This is a genomic window from Enterobacter cloacae complex sp. P29RS, assembly GCF_014893445.1.
In the GTDB taxonomy this organism is placed as follows: domain Bacteria; phylum Pseudomonadota; class Gammaproteobacteria; order Enterobacterales; family Enterobacteriaceae; genus Enterobacter; species Enterobacter intestinihominis.
In genome coordinates, this window is the sequence record NZ_JADBPZ010000007.1 from 28,527 (window position 1) to 48,486 (window position 19,960).

The following is a 19,960-nucleotide window of genomic DNA, read 5'->3' on the forward strand; positions in this document are numbered from 1 at the left end:
TCACGTCGCGTTGTTTTAATAGCCATTGCACGCGCGAACAGCAGGGACATATATCCACGAAAACGCCTTAATGTTGGTCCATTTTGCATTTTTTAGAGGGGGATTCCTGGTATGTTGCATTCTCAATCTTCGCGCGTCGGCACTATTTTGCTGCTGTTGGCCGCGGTTATAGGCTTCGCGGTGGCGCTATACGCCTGGTGGACGCCGCTTACCGGCGTCACAGACACCATTGGCGCACTGGGCGTGGCCATTGCCAGCGCGGTGCTGGCGATACTGATCTTTGTGTTGCGTGCGGCATCGGGGCGCGGGGCGCGTGTTTTCCTGATTATTGTCACCCTGGTGGTGTTGGCGGGTATTGGTTTTGCCGCCGCGCTGCTGCACCAGTACATCATAACGGCAGCCATGGTGGTCGGCCTGATTGGTCTGATTATGCTGAGCAGCCATTCCGCCCGTTACAACCATTCCGTCAGAACCTGAGGAGCCGCCCGTGCATAACGATAAGCATTATCCCTTCATAAAAGTCAGCATGACGGCGCTGGCGCTGCTGGTCACCCCGTTCGCGCTGCAGGCGCAGGATAAAGCCGCTGAGGCCTCTCAGGGGACCCAGGAATCACTGAATATTGATGCGGCCGATCAGCAGGCGCCTGGAACCACAAAAACCACAGACGATGCCTCAACCGGTAGCGGTGACGGAAAGAAAGCCGCCTCGGCCAGCCAGCCAGCGACGCCGCTGGTGCCCGGCACGCCAACCTGGGACAGCTTCCACGGCCAGCTTAACGCGCAGAAATACAGCCCGCTTACCCAGATCACGGCGGATAACGTCAGTAAATTAACGAAAGTCTGGGAGTTCCATACCGGCGACGTCTCGGATGGTAAAGGTGATACGCCAGCGACCGTGTGGTCCGCAACGCCCATTTTCGCTAACGACACGCTCTACATCGGTACCCCTTTCGATCGCCTGATTGCGCTGGATCCGGGCACGGGTAAAGAGAAGTGGCACTATGACACCAAATCGTCGCGCAAGGCACTGACCCAGCCGGTGCTGAAAAACCGCGGCGTTTCCTACTGGCAGGCCAAAAATCCGGTGAAGGGAGAGGCGTGCCAGAAGATGGTCTATATGGGCACCGTTGACGGCAAGCTCTTTGCGCTGGACGCCGATTCAGGCAAACCGTGCAGCGGCTTTGCGGACAATGGGGTGCTGGATCTGAATCAGTGGAACACCGTTAACGCCAAGTATCCGCTCTCTGTCCTGCAACCGCCAACCGTCGTCGGCAACCATCTGCTGGTGGGTTGGGCCGGGAAAGACTGGGCCTATGCCGAAGCGCCTCCGGGTACCGTATTTTCTGTCAACGCCCAGACCGGCAAGCTTGAATGGACCTTTGAGGCGATACCGGCAGAGATCCGCAAGCGTACCGGTACCGCCAACGTCTGGACGCACATGTCCGCCGATGAGGCCAATGGGCTGGTCTATCTCCCGGTCTCATCGCCGTCTCCCAACTATTGGGGCGGCAACCGCGTCGACGCAATTCCGCTTGGCACCTCCACCACCGCGCTGGACATCAACACCGGTAAAGTGGTCTGGTCCCGTCAGTGGGTACACCACGACGTCTGGGATTACGACATCAACTCTGCCCCGACGCTGATGGATATCACCGTAGACGGCAAGCAGATCCCGGCGCTGGTTCAGGCCACCAAGCAGGGCTTCCTGTTTGTGGTTAACCGCCTGACCGGGGAGGACGTATGGCCAATCGAAGAGCGTCCGGTTCCGCAGGGTGATGGTTCGGTCCAGGGCGAAGTTCTCTCGCCTACACAGCCGTTCCCGACCAAACCTGCGCCGCTGCTCGACCAGTCGAAAAAGCCGGAAATCTGGAAGCTGGCGGATATCGTCGGTGGCGGCCAGTGCTCTCGCCTGTGGGATAACCTGACCTATGAGGGAATGTATACTCCGCCTACCACCAAAGGCGAAGGCACGCTCACCTATCCCGATAGCGCCGGCGGCGTGCAGTGGGGCGGGGTGGCGTTCGATCCGCAAAAACAGATCGCCATCGTCAACACCTCGCATATCGTTCAGTACGTGAAGCTCTACAGCCGTGAGGATTACGATAACGCGGACAAAGACTCCGGCAACGAAAGCGGCTTTGCCCCACAGGAAGGCGCCCCGTACGGTATGCGTCTGCTGGTGGCGAGCAACTGGCTGGGCATGCCGTGCTGGCAACCGCCGTTTGGTGAAATCGTGGCGATAGACATGCACACGGGCGATGTGAAATGGCGTCGTCCGGTTGGCGCCTCACAGCAGTATGGCTTCTTCATGCCGGAAAGCTGGGGTTCGCCTACCATTGGTGGCCCTGCAGTGACGGCGGGTGGCGTGATCTTCATCGGTGCTTCAATGGATGCCAAAGTGCGTGCCTACTCGGTAGAGAGCGGTGAAGAGCTGTGGTCCGATCAGGCAGAAGCTCCAGCGGTAGCGAACCCGTCCGTGTATGAATATAAGGGTCGGCAGTATGTGGCCTTCGTGGCTGGCGGGAACACGATCCTGAAGGATCAGGTAGGCGATCAGGTGGTTGTCTACGCGTTGCCGGAATAATTCATCAGGAAGGTGAAATAAGCGTGGGGCCTGCGGGCCCCACTTTATTTTGCAGTAGTCGTTTCACCGACGCGCTTATTTATCGGCTGATGCGCCAGCACGCGTTGACATCTGCTCGGCGGACTTCAGATGCTGCTCAACGACCGGCGAGTGCTCGTTGGCCAAAGCCTTCACATCCGGATCGTCGATTTTACTGGCGTCGCTCTTAAGCTTCGACAGCACCTTCTCGTGGTCCTTCACGCCAGCATATTCCATATACATTTTGTCAAAAGCGTCACCGCGCTGGTTTTCAAGCCTTGAGTTCAGGGCTTTATGGGCGGCGTCTGGCTCGGTCGGCAGCTCTACGCCCTTTTTCTGGGCAACGGCCTGCACTTTGGTCAGGGCGGCGCCGTGGTCGTCGACCATTTTCTGGGCGAATGTTTTCACTTCACTGGTCTGGGCCTTGTCCAGGGCGAGCCTGGCGGCGGCGACTTCGTTGATATTGGCCTGCGCCATGTCCTTCAACGCTTTCTCGTCGCCGGAGCTGAGTCTGGCGTCCGATTGAGCCTGGCCCGCAGCGTTAGTTTGCGCGGCGCTTGTCGTCTGGGCTTGTACGCCAACGGTGCTGAACATTGCTGCAACTGCTGATACGGCTAGCAGCCTTTTCAGGGTTTTACTCGTGTGCATATTGTTCTCCTGATGGTCATGGTACAGGTAAGTTTCGGTTACCTAACGCGCAACCGGGCAGATAAATGCTAACTGCACAGGTCAGTATAGTAGATGAACCTGCTGTAATCGCAGGTTGCGTCAGAGAGGGCAGGTAATAATGCTCAATAAGGCGACGCTTATCGCTCAGTCTCTCTACGACATTGGCACGGATCATTCCCATATTTGATGCTAATGTTAAATAGATAGATTTATTAACAGGAGGAATGATATGAAAAAAGCACTATTAGGGAGTGTATTGGCTTTAACAGTAGCAAGCTTTGGCGCATCTGCGGCAGATATGATTTCCAAAGATGAAGCGCACCACTTCAAACTTGAATACCTGGGCAATATATCTGTAGGGGCTTCAGGTGGACAAATTTCTTCACCTTCAGATCTTCATCAAAAACTCTCGAAACTGGCAGATGAGAAGGGCGGGAAATACTATGTCATCATCGCCGCTCGAGAGCATGGCCCTAACTTCCAGGCCGTAGCAGAAGTCTTCAAATAATCTTTCCGAATAACGCAGAAACCCGCTCATGGCGGGTTTTTTGCTTATAGGGAGCAAAAAAAATGCCCCTGGTGCGGGGCGAGTTTGAGTCAAATCTTTTCTTATGTTTATGTGCTCTAAGGCGTTGGCACAATAACAGCTTATTCAAATAATGCAATCTAAATGCATATTTAAATGCAATGGCCTCATCTGCCCCTCATCTCAAGGTGAAGGCAGCATACGTAACGCAGATAGTCTACGCTTTACATAGGGTTATGGTTAAAACCAGTTAGATACTGGAAACAGTAAACGGCCGCAAGAGGTAAATATGAAAGTTGACGCAATGACGCAAAAGGCAGAGGAAGAAATTTCAGCGCTTATAGCCAAAAAAATTGCAGAACTACGAAAAAAAACAGGGCAGGAAGTATCTGAAATTGAGTTTATCGCTCGTGAGGCCATGACAGGTCTGGAGGGGTATGAAGTAAAAATCAAACTCCTGTAAGCGTTTCTTCCTGAAATGGTCGCTCAATTCTTGCCGCAAAAGAGAACCGGGAGTGGTGCCCGGTTGTTTTATGGATAATCAACGTCTTTATGAGCGAATAAACGTCAGGATATCGGCATTTATGGTATCTGCATGCGTGGTATGCATCCCATGCGGGAAGCCTGGATAGATTTTAAGCTCGCTGTTTGCGAGCAGCTTATCCTGAAGAAGGGAGGCATTTTTATACGGGACGACCTGATCGTCATCACCCTGCAACACCAGGACGGGAACCGTGATGGCTTTGAGATCGTCCGTCTGGTCGGTTTCTGAAAATGCCTTAATGCCATCATAGTGGGCTTTGGCGCTACCGATCATACCCTGACGCCACCAGTTCTGGATTGTTCCCTGCGAAACCTCTGCTCCGTCTCGGTTAAATCCATAGAAAGGACCGCTGGCGACGTCGAGGTAAAACTGGGCGCGGTTAGCGGCCAGCGCCTGGCGGAAGCCGTCGAACACCTCAATGGGCGTACCGCCGGGGTTCGTGTCTGATTTTACCATCAGCGGAGGAACGGCGCTGACCAGTACCGCTTTGGCCACCCGCCCCTGAGGCTGGCCGTACTTCGCAACGTATCTGGCGACCTGGCCTCCGCCGGTGGAGTGGCCGACGTGCACTGCATTACGCAAATCAAGGCTTTCGACCACGGCTGATGCGTCGGAGGCATAATGATCCATATCATGACCTTCACTTACCTGATCGGAACGACCATGACCACGACGGTCGAGGGCGATGACGCGGAAGCCTTCTGCAAGGAAAAAGAGCATCTGGTTATCCCAGTCATCGGCGCTCAGCGGCCAGCCGTGATGGAAAACGATCGGCTGCGCATCCTTCGGACCCCAGTCTTTGTAATAAATACTGACACCATCTTTCGTTGTTACGAATGCCATATTTCAGACTCCTCTGCTAATGGCAACATGTGTGAAGGCTAAGTAAATAGCCCAGCATTTAGGGACGTAATAAAACTGACTTATATTAATCTTATTACTGATATATCCGCTTAAAGTGTAGAAGGGTTCCTGAAAACAGTTATAGATTAATTTTGTATGGTCATTATTTATTTTTAAACGAAATATCTCCTAAACCAGCCGGGGCACTGTGTTATTTTTCTCGCGTGGTGAATCCCCCTGTGCGGAGGGGCTAAACAGCACGTGTAGCTTAGGCAATCAGTAGCGGGTCAAGGTGGCTGACCAACGACTCACCGGGAGGCACCCGGCACCACACATACGTTAAAGCTTGTATCTCGCTAAATTTATTAGGGATGGTGTATGAAGTTGGGCTTTTTGGCTGGAGCAGTGCTGGCAACCTGGTTGTCTTTAACCTACCCGACGCAAATGAGAGCTGTTTTTGAACAACTGGTTACGATAGTGCAGCAAATCACGCAGCCTTCAGCAGAGCCTCATTCTGATATGGTCACACCGGAACAGTCATATCCTTGATTGTTATATTTACGATGAACGTTACCCATCGTAATAGTTAACCTGTGCTTATTTTTCTGATGAGCTTATTATTGGCCGGGCAGAGGTTACCGCCACCCGGCCTGACGGTCTTAAACGATCGCGTTAGGGCACGCTTCGCCCTTTTCAAGCTGCTGTAAATTCCCCAGCGTGGTTTCCGAAATACTGATCAGCGCTTCGGCGGTCAGAAACGCCTGGTGGCCGGTGAACAACACGTTGTGGCAGGCCGACAGGCGACGGAACACGTCGTCCTGAATCACGTCGTTAGATTTATCCTCAAAGAACAGATCGCGTTCGTTCTCATACACGTCCATACCCAACGCGCCGATTTTTTGCGTTTTCAACGCTTCGATAGCGGCCTGAGAGTCGATCAGTCCGCCGCGGCTGGTATTGATGATCATCACGCCGTCTTTCATCTGGTCGAACGCCGACTGGTTAAGCAGGTGATAGTTTTCAGGAGTCAGCGGACAGTGCAGGGAGATAACATCAGACTGCGAGAAGAGCGTTTTCAGATCGACATACTCCACGCCCAGCTCCAGCGCAGCGGCGCTTGGGTACGGATCAAACGCCAGCAGGCGCATGCCAAATCCTTTCAGGATGCGTAGGGCGGCCACACCAATTTTGCCGGTACCGATCACGCCTGCGGTTTTACCGTACATAGTAAAGCCGGTCAGCCCTTCAAGAGAGAAGTTGGCATCACGGGTACGCTGATAGGCACGGTGAATACGACGGTTGAGCGACATCATCATCCCGACCGCATGTTCTGCCACGGCTTCCGGAGAATAGGCCGGAACGCGAACAACCTTCAGACCCAGCTCTTTGGCGGCATCGAGATCGACGTTGTTAAAGCCCGCGCAGCGCAGAGCAATGTATTTCACGCCCTGTTTTTTCAACTCTTCCAGTACCGGTCGGCTACCGTCATCGTTAACGAAGATACACACGCCTTCGCAGCCGTGGGCGGTTTTAGCCGTCTTTTCAGTCAGCAGAAAGTCGAAAAATTCAAGATCGAAACCGTACGTCTCGTTAACATGTTGCAGATACTTTTTGTCGTACTGCTTTGTGCTATATACCGCGAGTTTCATAAGACTTTCTCCAGTGATTTTGGAACCACGTTAGCATGTTTAAAATTATCTTACAATTTTTCAAAATTCATTGAAATCAATAAGTTCTATGAATTATTGTAGAGCATCTACTCTTAAAAATGGCATTACCTTCAACTGACTGGCTAAACATGCGACAATGAGCGGCAAGAACGGCTTATTTATTTCGCAAAATCAGGATATTAACTGCCCATGAAGGGTAAATACAAAGCCGCAATCGCGCTTTTACTGCTGCTATTTCTTGTGCCGCTGACGCTGCTGATGACGCTCGCCCAGTGGGTGCCCACGCTCGCCGGGATCTGGCTTCCCGTTGGAACACGCATCGCGTTTGAAAAAAGCCCACGGTTCACGCGCCACGCCCTGATCATCCCCGATCTCCGTTATCTGGTAGAAGAGTGCGAAATTGCCCGCGTGGAAAACGTGACCCTGTCACACCCCAGCCGCTGGGATCTGGATATTGGCGCACTTGAACTTAACTCTGTCTGCCTGAGCAAATTACCGCAATCGGCGCCGTCTACGGTGGCGCCGAAAACGCTGGCGCAGTGGCAGGCCATCCTGCCCAACACCTGGCTGACCATCCACCGTTTTACCCTTTCTCCCTGGCAGCAGTGGGAGGGTGAGCTGCATGCCTCACTCACGCCAGCCCGCCAGGACATCACCTATAAAGGCGAGCAGGTGAGCATTAAGGGGCAGTTGCGCGGCCAGACACTCTCCATCAGCCAGTTCGATGTGCAGCTGCCGGACCAGTCGCAGCCCGTGAAGCTGGTCGGTGAATTTACCCTGCCGCTGGTGCCGGACGGCGTACCGGTGAAAGGGCATACGGTCGCGACCTTTAACGTGCCACAGTTATCCTCGCTGGTCGATGCCGATCTGGACTGGGAGGATAATCAGGGCCAGCTGGTGGTTATGGCGCGGGACAACCCCGATCCGCTGCTCGATTTACCGTGGCAGATCACCGCTCAGCAGTTGACCATCAGCGACGGGCGCTGGAACTGGTCAGCCTCCGGTATGCCGATGAGCGGTCGCATCGGCCTGAAGGTGGATAACTGGCAGCAGGGGCTGGAGAAAGCCACCTTCACGGGGCGGCTCAACGTGCTGACCCAGGGAGATGCGGGTAAGGGCAACGCGGTGCTGAATATCGGTCCCGGCTCGCTCAGTATGGAAAACAGCGCTATGCCGCTGCACCTGAGCGGGGAAGCCAAGCAAAACGATCTGATCCTGTATGCCAGACTCCCGGCGAAGCTGACCGGCAGCCTTTACGATCCGCAGCTCACGTTTGAACCCGGCGCACTATTGCGCTCGCGCGGACGCATCATTGACTCGCTGGATATCGATGAGATCCGCTGGCCGCTGGCGGGCGTGAAGCTCACGCAAAAGGGCGTGGACGGCCGCCTGCAAGCCATTCTGCGGGCGCATGAAAACGAGATGGGCAATTTTGAGCTGCATCTGGACGGCCAGGCTAACGACTTTTTACCGGACAACGGTTTGTGGCAGTGGCGCTACTGGGGTAAAGGGAACTTCACGCCGATGAACGCGCGCTGGGATGTCCGGGGAACCGGGGAGTGGCGCGACAACGTTATCGAACTGACCGATCTTTCCACGGGGTTCGACAAATTGCAGTACGGCACGATGCTGGTCAGCAAACCGCGCCTGGTGCTGGATCACCCGGTGCGCTGGTCGCGGGACCCGGATAACCCCACCTTTAGCGGCGCGCTCGCGCTCAATGCCGGGCAAACAATCTTTTCAGGCGGAAGCGTGCTGCCGCCGTCCGTTTTGACCTTCAGCGTTGACGGGACAGACCCGACGGTGTTCCAGTTTAAAGGGAACCTTCATGCGGATGACATCGGCCCGGTCCAGGTGAATGGACGCTGGGACGGCGAACGCCTCCGCGGTCAGGCCTGGTGGCCAAAACAGTCTCTTACAGTGTTCCAGCCGCTGATCCCGCCAGACTGGAAAATGACCCTGCGCGGCGGCGAAATGTACGCGCAGGTGGCTTTCTCGGCGGCCCCCGACCAGGGGTTTGAGGCCGGGGGGCACGGCGTGCTGAAAGCGGGCAGCGCGTGGATGCCGGATAACGAAATCAACGGCGTTGATTTTGTTCTGCCGTTCCGCTTAAGCCAGGGCACCTGGTCACTGGGCACGCGCGGACCGGTAACGTTACGAATCGACGAGGTGAAAAACCTGGTCACAGCCCGAAATCTCACCGCGGATCTCCAGGGCGATTATCCCTGGACCGAAGCGAACCCGCTCCTGCTCACCAACGTGAAGGTGGAAGCGCTCGGCGGGAAAATCACCATGCAGCAGTTGAGAATGCCGCAGCACGATCCGGCTTTACTGCGCGTGGATAATATTTCCTCCAGCGAACTGATAAGCGCGGTAAATCCGAAGCAGTTTGCCATGTCCGGCCCGGTGAGCGGCGCGCTGCCGTTCTGGCTGGACAATGAGAAATGGATCATTAAAGATGGCTGGCTGACCAACCCGGGGCCGATGACGCTGCGCATCGACCAGGACACGGCGGATGCCATTGTGAAAGACAACGTGGTTGCCGGGGCGGCGATCAACTGGCTCCGCTATATGGAAATTTCGCAGTCGTGGACAAAACTCAATGTGGATAATCTGGGTGTGTTAACCATGCAGGCGGCCATTAAAGGCACCAGCCGCGTCGAGGGCAAAAGCAGCTTCGTTAACCTGAATTACACCCATGAAGAGAACATTTTTACCCTCTGGCGCAGCCTGCGCTTTGGGGACAATCTGCAAACATGGTTTGAGCAACATGCGGCGATACCCCTTCTCCGCGGTTCGACAGGCAAGGAAAGTGAGGAACAACAATGAAAAAGAGGGCTGGTGTACTCACCGTGGCCGTCGTCGCGCTGCTGTCAGGCTGCACGCCGCGCATTGAAGTGGCGGCGCCCAAAGAGCCGATCACCATCAACATGAACGTGAAAATCGAGCATGAAATCCATATCAAGGTGGATAAAGACGTCGAAGCCCTGCTGAAATCCCGCAGCGATCTGTTCTGAGGATGCCATGAAACGATTAGCTCTGATGTTACTGGCGCTGGGGATGAACGTTCACGCCGCCACGCTTACGCTCAACGATGCGCGCACCCAGGGGCGCGTAGGGGAAACCCTGAGCGGCTATCTTGCGCCCGTTCAGCACGACGCTGAAACCCTGGCGCTGGTGAACCGTATCAACGCCGCACGCACGGAAAGTTACCAGCAGCTTGCTGACAGCAATAATTTGCCCGTCGACGAGGTGGCGAAAATGGCGGGGCAAAAGCTGGTGGCCCGCGCGCAGCCGGGTGAGTACGTGAAGGGGATTAACGGCAAATGGCTGAAAAAGTAACTAGCGGTAACGCTTACGGTATTCGCCCGGCGAAACCCCGAAACGCTGCTTAAAGGCGGTGGAAAAATGGCTATGGTCGGTAAAGCCCCAGCTGTAGCCAATGCCCGCCAGCTTTTCGTCATCGCCGATGGAACGCAGCGCCTGAGCGCATAAATCGAGGCGACGGTTCTTAATATACTGCGCCACCACCAGCCCTTTCCCGGCAAACATGCGGTACAAGCTACGCACGGACATGCCGCTCTCTGAGGCTATCCACTCCGGTCTTAACGCCTCCGACTGAATATGATCGTCAATCAGGGACAGAACGTGGCGGAACTGACGCTCCTTGCGCGGCAGCACCTCGTCATGCTGCTGGAAGGCCGGACGCAGCAGACACACCATCGCCTCCAGCGCCGCTTCGCTTTCACTGGCGCTGAGATCGGCATTGCCCATGCTCTCCTGTAATAGTCGGTAGCTCAGCTGTACGGTAGGCAAACTGCGGGAGAGGGGCAACGCGCACCTCACTTCCTGAAAACGCGCGTGTTGCTCAATGATTTGTCGCGGGAGCAACAGAGAAATCTGGCGGGAACGCTCCTGCCAGTAAATGGAGCACGGGCGGGAGGCATCAATCAGCGTGATATCCCCGGCTTTCAGCAGCGCGCGCTGGTCGTCCTGTTCGATTCCGGCGCTGCCTTCCAGCTGAAACACGGTGTAGAACCAGGCGTCGTTGCCGTTTTTGATCTCCTGACGGGTGCGAAACAGGTTAACGCCTGCGGCGGTCACCGTGCTCAGCTTCAGACTTTGGGTATAGCTGGTTTCCAGTTCGCCGAGAAACGCCCCCTCTAACGGACGTGCCGCAAAGCGCCCACAAACCTGGTTAATTTGCGCCAGCCACTGCTGAAAATTGTCCTGTTCGCTTGCACATGCCATTGATGTTCTCGCTGCACCGTCACTGTTTTCGCATTGTTGCATTTATGTTGCATATTGTCAGGGCTACGAGGCTGACTATAGGAAAGAACACTCAACGGTTACAGCGATATAAGCGGGAATTATCACGATTTGCGGAGCCTGTCACAGCTGGCAAAGCGAATGTCACACAGACAAAAGCAGGAATGCGAATCCCCTCTTAGACTGCATACACACCCTGCGAAGCATAACGAAGGAGTATCCTATGTCCGAATCACACGTCGCCGTCCTGCCTGGCGTGCAGCAGTTTTTAGATCGCCAGCACGGCCTGTGGATCGAAGGGCGTCAGGCGGCATCCGATAGCGAAAAGCGTCTGAACGTCTACAACCCGGCGACCGGAGAGGTCATTGCCTCCACCGCCGATGCCAGCGTTGATGATGTCGATCGTGCGGTGATGTCTGGCTGGCGCGCCTTTGTCGCCCGAAGCTGGGCCGGGCGGCTTCCGGCAGAGCGGGAACGCATCCTGCTGCGGTTTGCGGATCTGGTGGAACAGCATGGCGAAGAGCTTGCACAGCTCGAAACCCTGGAGCAGGGGAAATCGATTAACATTTCCCGCGCCTTCGAGGTGGGCTGCACCCTGAACTGGATGCGCTACACGGCAGGGCTGACCACCAAAATTGCCGGTAAAACCCTCGATCTCTCGATTCCACTGCCGCAGGGCGCGCGTTATCAGGCGTGGACGCGTAAAGAGCCGGTTGGGGTCGTGGCGGGGATTGTGCCATGGAACTTCCCGCTGATGATTGGCATGTGGAAAGTGATGCCCGCGCTGGCGGCAGGTTGCTCCATCGTGATCAAACCCTCGGAAACCACGCCGCTCACCCTGTTACGGGTGGCGGAACTGGCGAGCGAGGCGGGGATCCCGGATGGCGTATTCAACGTGGTGACCGGCAGTGGCGCCGTCTGTGGCGCGGCACTGACCTCGCACCCGCGCATTGCCAAAGTGAGCTTTACCGGATCGACGGCGACGGGCAAGCAGATTGCCCGCGCGGCGGCGGATACGCTAACGGGCGTGACGCTGGAACTGGGCGGCAAAAACCCGGCCATCGTGCTGAAAGATGCCGATCCGGCGTGGGTGATTGAAGGGCTGATGACCGGCAGCTTCCTGAATCAGGGGCAGGTCTGCGCGGCCAGTTCACGTATATATATTGAAGCTCCGCTGTTCGACACGCTGGTCAGCGGCTTTGAACAGGCCGTGAAATCCCTGAGCGTCGGGCCGGGCATGTCGCCGGATGCGTTTATCAACCCGCTGGTGTCGCGCGCCCACTGCGATAAGGTCCAGGCGTTTCTGGATGAGGCGAAGGCGCACAATGCGGAGCTGATCGCCGGGAACCGGGGGCCAGACGGCAAAGGCTATTACGTTTCGCCAACGCTGGTGGTCAACCCGGATAATCATCTGCGACTGACGCGTGAAGAGGTCTTCGGGCCGGTGGTGAATCTGGTCCGTGTAGCTGACGGGGAAGAGGCGCTTCAGCTGGCGAACGACACTGAATACGGCTTAACGGCCAGCGTCTGGACGCAGAACATCAGTAAAGCGCTGGAGTACACCGACAGGCTACAGGCCGGAACCGTGTGGGTGAACAGCCACACGCTGATAGATGCCAACCTGCCGTTCGGCGGCATGAAGCAGTCTGGCACCGGGCGCGATTTCGGCCCCGACTGGCTGGATGGCTGGTGTGAAACCAAGTCGGTGTGTGTGCGGTATTAATAAAACGCCGGGTAAGGCGTAGCCGCCACCCGGCATTATTTAACGCGACCACCTATCCCGCCCGGACTCCTTCGCCCGATACAACGCCGCATCGGCGCGGGCGATGATTTCCGGGCCAGCCAGTCCTGGGGTATAGCCGGCAATGCCCATACTCACCGTCACACATTCACTCACCTTCGACGCGCTGTGCGCAATGGCTGCGGTGCGCAGGCCAGCCTGGATCCGCGCGGCGACTTTCTCCGCAACGCTTTCTTCACAGTCAAAGAGGATCACGACGAACTCCTCACCACCGTAGCGCGAAACCACATCCTCTGGCGTGCGCACCGAAGTGTTCAGCACCTCCGCGACCCGCGCGAGACATGCGTCCCCCGCCTGGTGACCATAGGTGTCGTTATACAGTTTGAAGTAGTCGACATCCAGCATCAGGACCGTGAAGCGTTTGCCTTGCTCCACCGCATTTTCCAGCACCAGCTCCATCGCCCTGCGGTTGGCCGTTTTCGTCAGCGGATCCTGATGGGCCAGCGCATCCAGCCGCGAAATTAAACGCTGATTCTGCTGGTTGCGACGCCAGGCCTCTTCAAACCAGCTTAAGAGGATGTAGCGTCCGCAAACGAGAATGAACGTGAACACCACCCACAGCCCGGCAAAGCGAAGGTTCATCTCCTGATTCAGCAGCATGCTGGCAACGGGCATGGTGATCCACAGCGGCGCGATAAAGCACACCAGCCCCACCGGATGAAAATAGAGCGCGGTCATACCGGCCATCAGCAGGGTAACGAATATCGGCCAGGGATGAGGAAGCTGTATCACGTTGATAAACCAGTAACAACTTATCGACCATAGCAGGCTACACATTAACAGCACGGCGCTGACGCCGCGGATGTGGCGCCAGGCCATTATTACCAACGCCACGGAAAGGATGACTACCCCCAGCATGGAAGCGTCAATCATCTGTGTGAGAGGTGGGCTGACGTGTAAGAGGGTATCAATTTGGCCGAACAGGGAATTGCGCAGCAGGATCATTAGCGCAAAGCTCGCGTTGACGAAGGCGAGCCACGGCAGGTTCATGGCCAGCCCGTGGACAACCATGGCGTTACGGGTCGGCCAGGTCGCGGGCTCCGGAGTGGCGTTGTGTCTTTTTTCCATGAGAGAGAATGTCCCTGTGGCGGGCGGAAAGACCGCCCGCGAGTGCATGCCTTTACGGGGTCACAATGTTAAACCAGAATTCAAATTTATCCATGTAACCGAGCATGGCATCGAGTTTTGCGGCATCGCCCGTCACTTTGATATCGCCATTATCCTGAGCCTGTTTAAGCGTCACTTCTTTCAGGATGATTTTATTCAGCGTATCGCGGTTGAGGGTCACGGTCGCGTCAGCATCCTTCGCTTCGGCGTTCGCCGTGTGGTTCAGCACGCCATTTTCCAGCTCCAGCTTATATTTGCCGCCGTCGCTGCCGAGGTCGATGTTAAACACCGATTTTGCATCCGCTGCTTTTTCACCGTTGATATGCACCGCCAGATAGTCAAAGAACATTTCTGGCGTCATTGCGCGCACGGTATCCGGGCTGGCGGTATTCGGGGTCGGACCTTTCACCACGCCGTTACGCAACTCCTGCGCGCCGGTCAGGTAGAAGTTACGCCATGGGCCGGATTCAGCCTGATAACCCAACTGCTCCAGGGCATCCGCTTCAAGGTTACGTGCGGCCTGGTTGTTTGGATCGGCGAACACCACTTTGCTGACCACCTGAGCCACCCAGCGATAGTTGCCCTGGTCAAAATCGGTTTTAGCTTTACTCAGGATGGCATCCGCGCCTCCCATATACTCCACAAATTTCTTCGCAGCTTCTTCAGGCGGCAGTTCATCCAGGGTCGCGGGGTTGCCGTCAAACCAGCCTAAATAGAGCACGTAGGTGGCTTTGACGTCATGGCTGACTGAACCGTAATAGCCTCGGTTGGCCCAGGTATTGGCCAGGGAGTTCGGCAGCTTGAAGTTGGCGGCGATCTCGTCACGCGTCAGCCCTTCATTCGCCATGCGCAGGGTCTGGTCGTTGATGTAGCGGTAGAGGTCGCGCTGGCTTTTCAGCAGGTTAACCACATTCTCGTTGCCCCAGGTCGGCCAGTGGTGCTGCGCCATGATAACTTCGGCCTTATCACCCCAGCGTACAATTGCCTGGTTGATGTATTTCGACCATGGCAGCGGTTCACGAATTTTCGCACCGCGCAGGGAGTAGGTGTTGTGCAGGGTATGGGTAACATCTTCCGCAGATTCGATCAGCTTTTTCTCTTCGATATACCAGAGCATCTCAGAAGGCGCTTCGGAGCCCGGCGCGAGCATAAAATCATAGGTCAGGCCATCGATCACCTCTTTCTGACCATCTTTCTCGATGATATTGGTCGGGGCGATCAGGGTCACCGTCCCGGCGGAGGTGGTGGTGCCGAGACCCGCACCCACCTGGCCTTTCGCATCCGGCTTCAGCAGGTTGCCGTACATATAGCTGGCGCGGCGGCTCATGACGTTACCCGCCATGATATTTTCCGCGACGGCGGCCTCCATAAATCCGGCTGGCGCGTAGACTTTAACCTTGCCGGACTTCACGTCGGCTTCGTCCACCACGCCGCGCACGCCGCCATAGTGGTCAACGTGGCTGTGGGTGTAAATAACAGCGACGACAGGTTTCTTGCCGCGATTTTTATAGTAAAGATCCATCCCGACTTTGGCCGTCTCCGCCGACACCAGCGGGTCGACCACGGTAATGCCTTCTTTACCTTCAATAATGGTCATGTTTGACAGGTCGAGGTTACGGATCTGGTACACGCCCTCGGTGACTTCAAACAGGCCGCTGATGTTAATCAGCTGGGACTGACGCCATAAGCTCGGGTTAACCGAATCGGGCGCTTTATCGCCTTCCTTGATAAAGGCGTACTGCTGTGGATCCCAGACGGTGTTGCCTTGCTCCCCTTTGATAATTTCCTGAGGTAGCGGGGCGATAAACCCTTTGTGGGCATTGGTAAAATCGGTGTTATCGGAGAAAGGAAGCTGGTTGAAGAGTGCGTTGTTGGCCTGCTGAGTTGCTGCGGTTGCATCCTTAGGGGCTTCTGCGGCCCAGGCTGAACTGGCGGAAATGAAAAAACCGGCCAGCGCAAGGCTTCTTGCTATCTCATTGACTTTCATCCTAAAACCTCTCGGTTATGTATAGCGTTGTTCATGGACACTTCGATATCTACAAAATGTTTCAGATGTTGCAAAAGCATTAAGCGAAGTAACATTAACTATAATCGGGGAGTGGTATTCAGCAAGAAAGCGAATGAAAAACCGGGCATCGTGCCCGGTCAACGTGTTATTTCTGCTCTTTTTTCTTACCGAGCGTTGGCGTCTCGTCAAAGAAGTTCCACGGCTTGAGTAACGTGTGCACCCATTCCGTCGGCATTATCGGCCACTCCTCGGCGCGGGCGACATGGGTGGTGCCGGTGGTCATCCAGATGACGTTATCCTGGTCGTTCAGCGACTCGTTATCTTTGCTGTACTGGCCGAGGCCCGTATCATGCGTGGAACGGTTCGGGTATTTTCCCTCCGGGTACATCTCGTCGGGATGGTAACGCGTCACCCACAGCTGTTTATCCATAAAGCTCAGGCGGTGATAAATCCACTCGTCCGGGGCAAACCTCGCGCCCGTCGCCACCGGGTGTGTGCCCCCCGCGTAAGGGATGATCTGATACGAGACCGGGTTGCCCATGCGGTTCTCTTTGCTGGTGTTGCTCAACAGGCGGATGGTGCCCGGATCAAACTTCTGCGCCGCCTGCTGTTCGGTATCAATATCATACTGATTAACCTGCATGGTGCTGGTGCGCGGTCCGCCAGCGGTGTTCGGTTTGACGTCCGGATCCATGGCCACCAGCTTGTTGTTGATGCCGTCCACGTCCATATCCAGACGGAAGTTGTAGATGTGCTGGTGGGTGGTGCCGACAATATTATGGTCGATCAGCGTACCGTATCGGGTGTCATCCTTCGCGGTGGCATCATGCATGGTTTTCGTCTGCACGCCTTTCACCGCTTCAATGCCCGTGGCCCCTGCATCAATGCCGATGGTGCCGTTTTCGTGGAATACCCAGTCGAAGATATAATCGTAGTTACCCACGGTGCTGACCCAGCGCACCACCAGCTCGCGGCGCTCGGTGCTGACGTTGGGTTTACCTAACTCCTGATGCTTATACTCCGGCCCGGCGTAACGCTCGAAAATGGCGATCGCCCGGGGGATCTCCATTGGCGCACCGGTATAGTCCGGGATGGTTTCGTTGAGCATCACGGCGTTAGACGGAACATCCTTGCCGCGCACCAGCGGGGAGGTCAGGGTACCCATGCCGTAATCACCGGAGTCCAGGTAGGCCTTAAAGTACCAGCCGATATCCGGGTCGCCGTACGGCACAATCATGCCCCCGAGCGATCCCTGATACATCACCTGTCGCTTTTTGCCGTTGTCGTTATAGGTCACGGTGGAGATCATCGGGCCGACGCGCGAGTCCAGGCTCAGATGAAAATCCCAGTTCTGCCAGTGCACCATATCCCCGGTAATGGTGTAGTTCTTGCCTTCCGGCTCGATAATCTCCAGCGGTTTTTTCACCGTTTCAACGCGGTCACGGCCATCATAAGGACGCGGGGTGAGCGGCACCGGCACGACCGGGCCCTCCTCAATCTTCTGGATTTTCTTCTGCTCGAGATCCACCACCGCAACCAGGTTTTCGATCGGGTGCGCCCAGTAGTTACCGTCGCCCACGTCGAGATAGCTGATCACTTTCAGCAGGCGGTCTTCCTGTTTCAGCCCATCCTTGCCGTCAAAAAAGCCGACGGTAAGCGGGGTGGTGATCACTTTCTTCGGATCGGTAATGCCGCGCTTTTTCAGCACGGCGGCAAACTCCGGGCTTTCATTGATGATCTGCTGCACGGTATTGAAGTCATCCAGCAGCACCATGCCGTGCGCGTCTTTGATCGGCTCCCAGCGGAGGATCTTTTTGTCCTTCAGATCCACCCGGCTTTCGATGATGTGTTTACCATCAAGCATGATGATATTGGCCTGGCGGGGCGCATCCACCGCCGTGCCGTTAAGCACAAAGTCCCAGACTTTGGCCTTTTCTGGCTCCGCCAGCGCAATCTGGGTAAAGCGGGTATTGGGTTTAAAATCCGCAGAGGCTTTCACAATGGCTACGGCCTGGTTGATTTCATCAGCGGTCAGCGCGTTTAACGGATGGGGGCGTTTTTCAACCTGGAATGTCTGATCAAGACCGGACTGAAAGACATCGTTGATAAAAGTCTCCGGGATATAGGCCTTATTGTTCTTCATCACCACGGGCACCTGGAGCGTCAGCGGTTTGCCATTAACGATGGCGGTGTTGGCGCCGGGTTTGACCTTCACAAAGGCACCGTCTTTAACGATGGTGAACATCTGGGCGTAATCATCCCACTGCACGTCCGCGCCAAACGCCTGAAGCGTTTTGTCCATCGGGACCATATGCGCCTCGCTGCCGTGAGCGTAAACAGGGGATTGCCAGGCGCAACAGAGCGCAACGGCCATGGCCAGTGCCGTTCTACGGGCAGAAAAAGAAGAATTGCTTCCCATCGCAGACCTCATCTTGTTGTGTTTATTGTGTTGTGTCAGCCTTATCCTGACAGGCGCGCACGAAAAGCGTTTGCCTGCATCTGCCAGGTTGTTTGTCAGTCTTGCCAGGTTAAAAAAAGACCGGGGGTGCATCACACCCCGTGAAAGTGAAAGTATGCTTCAGTAAGGTGAACTGTCGAGATGAATGCGGACATCGAAACCTACCGTCGTGAACGAATAAACCGTACCGCGAACGCGAAGATAAATGTCTCCATTTTTAATTGCCGCTGAAGCTTTATCATCATCGGTGATCATGACGGGATTGATATTCTTAATATTAGACATGAATTCTTCCGGACTTTTTTTCGCATCAAAGAGATAAATATGATACCTGTTTTTAGACAGTGAACCCGTCTCAACCTGGGTGATGTAAAGAGTTAAACGATCGTTAACCTTGATTTTTTCCTGCAAATTTTCATACACGGTAAAAAGATCGCGGAAAGGGTATGCAATGAATATGAGAAAACTAAAGATAATAATTCCAGCTCGCCAGTTAAAAACCCGAACGTCGCGCATAATCTATTCCTGCCCTTATCCATAACTGATCGACTGGATCATCACCGTAATTATTATTGTTCTGGAATTTTTCAAATTCTGCAGGATCGCTTGTCCCGGCAAGAATCTGTGCAGTGCCTGCCCCCCGGAGCAGAATTCCCTCAGGAATGCCTGCTGCCGCACCAACGGCACCGTAATGAAAATTGCCAAAATTGGCATACTCTGCACGACCTTGTTTATAATCCCAGGGACCATGGTTTCTGACCATTTGATAAAACCATATGTAGGTCATTAATGAGGGGCCACCATGAAATCGCGCTATTATCATGTGGCTAACGACGTCCACGCCAGGTGGTGCAAAGGATGCAATATTATAGGGTGTTGAATAGGAAGGAGTTCGCATATTTAACGCTCAGCCCAACAGTCTGCAAACTGTATATTACCATCGCAATATGTCCATGTTATTTTATCATAGCGTAGTTCCACGACTTCAAGATGATTATGTTTTTCTTTCGTCGGGTCTTTAATGTCATGCATCAATGGCGTAACGGAAACGACGCGAATATTATCGAGACGCATATTGTAATATTCTACTTCCTGTCCGGCGTCATTAATGCGATACCACCTGAACTCGGCCGTTTTAAGGGTTTGGCCAGTCGCAACCGCTTTCATCAGGTAAGGGGAGGAGGAATCGATTTCTTTTTGAAATACGACTGGGGCATGGTTACGTTTACTGGTCATTTTCCCGGTCAATGGATCGGTTGGGAGGCGAAGATTGTGTGTAAAGCCAGTGACTTCAATGCTTCCCTCACGGTAACAAACATCCACCGAGCCTGTAATTTTTGTGCCACCATCGTCAGTCAAGAAAAGGTAAACAGGAATTGCCATAGTCTGTTAATCATCCATGTAATTTAACGCGGGAATATTCCCGGAGATAAATAATAACTATGCTAACTATACGGTCAATT

Annotated in this window: 18 protein-coding genes; 8 read left to right on the top strand and 10 right to left on the bottom strand. The window is 54.9% G+C overall.

Annotated features, from left to right (window positions below):
• The first annotated feature begins 111 nt into the window (after positions 1-111).
• Entirely contained in the window at positions 112-477 is a 366-nt protein-coding gene (locus IM282_RS06935; RefSeq protein WP_045621686.1) for a hypothetical protein, read from the top strand.
• A 10-nt stretch (positions 478-487) separates the two neighbouring features.
• Entirely contained in the window at positions 488-2,584 is a 2,097-nt protein-coding gene (locus tag IM282_RS06940) for a pyrroloquinoline quinone-dependent dehydrogenase (RefSeq protein ID WP_063853678.1), read from the top strand.
• Positions 2,585-2,659: 75 nt separating this feature from the next.
• Here the strand turns inward: IM282_RS06940 and IM282_RS06945 are convergent, their stop codons facing one another.
• The gene (locus tag IM282_RS06945) at positions 2,660-3,250 is read right to left on the bottom strand and encodes a DUF4142 domain-containing protein (protein WP_192970263.1); all 591 of its coding nucleotides are present in this window, start codon (positions 3,248-3,250) and stop codon (positions 2,660-2,662) included.
• Between the two features lie 250 nt (positions 3,251-3,500).
• Between IM282_RS06945 and IM282_RS06950 the strand changes: the two genes are divergently transcribed.
• Together IM282_RS06950 and IM282_RS06955 are read left to right on the top strand one after the other, a co-directional pair.
• The gene (locus tag IM282_RS06950; RefSeq protein ID WP_192970264.1) at positions 3,501-3,779 is read left to right on the top strand and encodes a DUF1471 domain-containing protein; all 279 of its coding nucleotides are present in this window, start codon (positions 3,501-3,503) and stop codon (positions 3,777-3,779) included.
• A gap of 307 nt (positions 3,780-4,086) precedes the next feature.
• Positions 4,087-4,260 (top strand): GnsA/GnsB family addiction module toxin, encoded by a 174-nt coding sequence (locus IM282_RS06955; protein ID WP_022648006.1) that lies wholly within the window; start codon positions 4,087-4,089, stop codon positions 4,258-4,260.
• Positions 4,261-4,347: 87 nt separating this feature from the next.
• On the opposite strand, the gene IM282_RS06960 is transcribed toward IM282_RS06955, so the two are convergent.
• Complete coding sequence (locus tag IM282_RS06960) at positions 4,348-5,184, bottom strand: alpha/beta fold hydrolase (protein WP_022648007.1); 837 nt, start codon at positions 5,182-5,184, stop codon at positions 4,348-4,350.
• Between the two features lie 659 nt (positions 5,185-5,843).
• Positions 5,844-6,833: a 2-hydroxyacid dehydrogenase gene (locus IM282_RS06965; RefSeq protein ID WP_022648008.1), complete on the bottom strand. Its 990-nt coding sequence runs from the start codon at positions 6,831-6,833 to the stop codon at positions 5,844-5,846.
• Positions 6,834-7,043: 210 nt separating this feature from the next.
• On the opposite strand from IM282_RS06965, the gene IM282_RS06970 reads away from it, so the two are divergent.
• Genes IM282_RS06970 through IM282_RS06980 form a run of 3 tightly spaced genes read left to right on the top strand, consistent with a single transcriptional unit; the run spans position 7,044 to position 10,196 of the window.
• Positions 7,044-9,683, top strand: a complete 2,640-nt coding sequence (locus tag IM282_RS06970; RefSeq protein ID WP_192970265.1) for a YdbH family protein — start codon at positions 7,044-7,046, stop codon at positions 9,681-9,683.
• Complete coding sequence (locus IM282_RS06975; RefSeq protein WP_003857369.1) at positions 9,680-9,871, top strand: YnbE family lipoprotein; 192 nt, start codon at positions 9,680-9,682, stop codon at positions 9,869-9,871. Before IM282_RS06970 ends, IM282_RS06975 begins: the two co-directional genes overlap by 4 nt.
• Positions 9,872-9,878: 7 nt before the next feature.
• Positions 9,879-10,196: a YdbL family protein gene (locus IM282_RS06980; protein ID WP_022648010.1), complete on the top strand. Its 318-nt coding sequence runs from the start codon at positions 9,879-9,881 to the stop codon at positions 10,194-10,196.
• On the opposite strand, the gene feaR is transcribed toward IM282_RS06980, so the two are convergent.
• Positions 10,197-11,105 carry a transcriptional regulator FeaR gene (gene feaR / locus IM282_RS06985; RefSeq protein ID WP_023300024.1) on the bottom strand — a complete coding sequence of 303 codons (909 nt, stop codon included), beginning with the start codon at positions 11,103-11,105 and terminating at the stop codon, positions 10,197-10,199. It lies immediately after the preceding gene.
• 241 nt (positions 11,106-11,346) lie between these two features.
• Here feaR and IM282_RS06990 point away from each other — a divergent pair, with 241 nt between their 5' ends.
• Complete coding sequence (locus tag IM282_RS06990; RefSeq protein ID WP_022648012.1) at positions 11,347-12,846, top strand: aldehyde dehydrogenase family protein; 1,500 nt, start codon at positions 11,347-11,349, stop codon at positions 12,844-12,846.
• 39 nt (positions 12,847-12,885) lie between these two features.
• Here IM282_RS06990 and IM282_RS06995 read toward each other — a convergent pair whose 3' ends face one another.
• From IM282_RS06995 to IM282_RS07020, 6 genes are all read right to left on the bottom strand, one after another.
• Positions 12,886-13,992 (bottom strand): GGDEF domain-containing protein, encoded by a 1,107-nt coding sequence (locus tag IM282_RS06995; RefSeq protein WP_023300025.1) that lies wholly within the window; start codon positions 13,990-13,992, stop codon positions 12,886-12,888.
• Between the two features lie 52 nt (positions 13,993-14,044).
• Entirely contained in the window at positions 14,045-16,018 is a 1,974-nt protein-coding gene (locus IM282_RS07000; protein ID WP_048966596.1) for an alkyl/aryl-sulfatase, read from the bottom strand.
• 166 nt (positions 16,019-16,184) lie between these two features.
• Positions 16,185-18,458, bottom strand: a complete 2,274-nt coding sequence (gene tynA, locus IM282_RS07005) for a primary-amine oxidase (RefSeq protein WP_063145963.1) — start codon at positions 18,456-18,458, stop codon at positions 16,185-16,187.
• A gap of 159 nt (positions 18,459-18,617) precedes the next feature.
• Positions 18,618-19,013: a hypothetical protein gene (locus tag IM282_RS07010; RefSeq protein WP_032624319.1), complete on the bottom strand. Its 396-nt coding sequence runs from the start codon at positions 19,011-19,013 to the stop codon at positions 18,618-18,620.
• Positions 18,991-19,284 carry a polymorphic toxin type 44 domain-containing protein gene (locus IM282_RS07015; protein WP_226839837.1) on the bottom strand — a complete coding sequence of 98 codons (294 nt, stop codon included), beginning with the start codon at positions 19,282-19,284 and terminating at the stop codon, positions 18,991-18,993. The genes IM282_RS07010 and IM282_RS07015 overlap by 23 nt, the downstream gene beginning before the upstream one ends.
• Before the next feature lie 113 nt (positions 19,285-19,397).
• Positions 19,398-19,880 carry an Hcp family type VI secretion system effector gene (locus tag IM282_RS07020; protein WP_154051226.1) on the bottom strand — a complete coding sequence of 161 codons (483 nt, stop codon included), beginning with the start codon at positions 19,878-19,880 and terminating at the stop codon, positions 19,398-19,400.
• Positions 19,881-19,960 lie beyond the last annotated feature (80 nt).